Origin of the sequence: Barnesiella sp. CU968 (assembly GCF_905219685.1) — a bacterium.
Lineage (GTDB): Bacteria > Bacteroidota > Bacteroidia > Bacteroidales > Muribaculaceae > Lepagella > Lepagella muris_A.
This window is the reverse complement of record NZ_CAJMXD010000393.1, coordinates 1-2,631: the sequence shown is the minus strand read 5'-3', so window position 1 is coordinate 2,631 and position 2,631 is coordinate 1. Positions and strand designations below refer to the sequence as shown.

Here is a 2,631-nt window from a genome sequence, read left to right as displayed (position 1 = left end):
CTGTTGAATAGTCTTCGCTTACGACCGTTTTAGAATTGGCATATACATCCTGTCCAAACATCTCGAAATGCTTATGCTCTATGACTCGTGTATAAGGCACATCATGTCCTGTATAGTTCACCACGGCATTTCCTTGATAATTTGGAATCTTTTCTACCCTGGTTTTAAACACCACTGTCCGCCAGTCAAGTTTCCCTAATTTATAGTCAAAATATTCATCTAATGCCCCTGTATAGACCAATTTTGACGCTATGTCACGCCACGATTCCGAATATGGCTTTCCTGTATGAGGACAGTTTGATGAAAAAAAATCAGTTTTGCACAAACACTCAGTCCCTTCCAACAGTCCATCTATAAGCTTGTTATACCCGCCTATTGGTATGCCCTGATAATCATCATTGAAATAATTGTTATCAAATGTCATTCTTACGGGAAGACGACGTATTATAAATGCCGGAAGCTCCTTGCAGTCACGCCCCCATTGCTTTTCAGTATAACCTTTTATCAATTGTTCGTATACATCCTTGCCAATAAGCGCCAGCGCCTGCTCTTCCAGATTGCGCGGTTCCGAAACTCCTTCGGTTTTCATCCTTTCAATAGCCTCCATCCGCTGCAATTCCAATTTAGTCATAGCTTCCTGAGGTGTCTTCACTCCCCACATCTGATAGAAAGTATTCATATTGAACGGAAGATTATATATTTTTCCATCCGGAACTACAGCTATCGGAGAGTTGGTATACCGGTTAAACGGAACAATCGAGTTGACAAAATCCCAGACTTCTTTATTGGATGTATGGAAAATATGTGCGCCATACTTATGAACATTTATACCTTCGATATTCTCGCAATAAACATTTCCGCCCAAATACGGACGCTTATCAATAACCAACACCTTGCGACCAGCCTGTTTTGCTTTATAAGCGAACGTTGCACCAAAAAGCCCGGAGCCAACGATAAGATAGTCATACTTATCCATGTTATTCTAAAAAAAGTAGAAACTATGAAACCTGTCTTTTCTCTATCCGATTCTGTTACGTAATATTGAGATAAATACCCTTTGACATCTATTTAATATGTACTTCCTGGAAAATCCCATCCTCCGCATTAAATTCACGCACCTGCCAAGCAATAGAAACTTTCGGTGCACAAATAATCTGACAAGTTGAATGTAATGTTCTTCCAGCTTGACATGAACCTTGTGTTTTATAAAAAATAGTTCCGCTCTACTGAACACCTCGATACGCGTTAGAATCCTGTCATCACTTTTGGTTACTGACACTGATCCTTTTCTTGTTGTCACACAATATATCTCGCGTTCGTCAACCAATATTTTTTTTGCGTAGAAACCGGTTAAATAACCAAATGTCGTATCATTATGTATTACAGTTTCATCAAACCTTATATCATAGCGGTCAATCAGACTTTTGCTTATGATCTTGCACCATGGCTCACCAAAAAGGAATCTTAAATTATTCGCATCTGAATCACTTCCGTTCAAATACATGTCGACATACCTGTTCAAATGGTCTGCACGATTCGACATTACGCCGGAATCCGTATCGCGAGATACTCCCTTGAAGAATGCGATGTCAAAGTTTTTCAGTGAATATTCACTAAGTATAGTCGGAAAATCTTTCTCGAAATAGTCATCTGCATCTGCAAAAATCACATATTTTCCCTTGGCATGACTGAGACCTATGTTCCTTGCCTTGCCACCACCTCCGTTAACTCCTGTATCATACCACTCAACCCAGTCATACTCTTCCCGTAACTTATCATATTCGCCAAGATCTCTAAAAGAACAATCATCAACAACGATGACCTGCAAATCATCGCGTCGCGGCACGCTCTTAAGCAATCTCCTTAAAAGAAACGGAATATTATAGTGTGGTATTAGCAGCGTATAATTATAATTCATCACCGGAAAACAATCTTAATCAGGCTCTTAATATAAGATTATTTTATATTTGAAGCAATTCCTTTATTTTGGGAGATAATGCCAAAGGTGTCCTGTTTTCCATCATCTCTTCATAAAGCATATCTATTCTCTCCTCGAATTTCTCAAAATTATTTTCATATTCATCCTTTGCAAAAGCAAGAATATCCATCAACTTTTGAAAATGGTCTTCCGGGGAATCATAGATATACGAGAATATCTTATCCTTATTTTTAAACTGATTTACAGTTCCTATAGCCGGTACTATCGTGTTTATATGTTTACATATGGCATGAATGACAACTCCACTGTTCAAGGCAGACTTGACATCATAAGGCAACAATATCAAGGAATGCGAATCTATGAGGGCATCTACTTCATCTGCAGTTATGTACCGGGATATCAAGGTAATATTAGATATATCCTTTGCCTCATTTTTCAAATATGCCTCATATCGGGCATCCATGGCATTTCCTGCAATTGTAAATCCAATGTCATTGAATCTGCGGGCAAGCTCATATATCATCTCTATATTTTTGTATGGTCGTAAATGTCCAAAAAACAAAATCGAAAACCTGTTCTTATTCCCTTTGTCACATTTTGGTTTACAGATATAAGTCGGAGGTGGTATCAGCACTGTTTTGTTCAAAATCTTTTTTCCGAATGTTTCATTTAGAACATAATTACTGTCAGCT

General features: G+C 38.2%; 3 protein-coding genes. All 3 read right to left on the bottom strand.

Annotated elements, in window-relative coordinates; all coding sequences use genetic code 11:
* Positions 1 to 976 (bottom strand): UDP-galactopyranose mutase (locus tag JX312_RS11990; protein ID WP_204458136.1); only part of this gene is annotated, 976 nt, incomplete at its 3' end.
* 42 nt (positions 977 to 1,018) lie between these two features.
* Positions 1,019 to 1,918 (bottom strand): glycosyltransferase family 2 protein, encoded by a 900-nt coding sequence (locus JX312_RS11985; RefSeq protein WP_204458135.1) that lies wholly within the window; start codon positions 1,916 to 1,918, stop codon positions 1,019 to 1,021.
* 43 nt (positions 1,919 to 1,961) lie between these two features.
* Positions 1,962 to 2,631, bottom strand: a 670-nt coding sequence (locus JX312_RS11980; RefSeq protein ID WP_204458134.1) for a hypothetical protein, incomplete at its 5' end; no start/stop codon positions are given.

Coding starts and splice junctions, on each gene's coding strand:
- JX312_RS11985 (WP_204458135.1), bottom strand. CDS start 1,918: ATGAATTATAATTATACGCTGCTAATACCACACTATAATATTCCGTTT.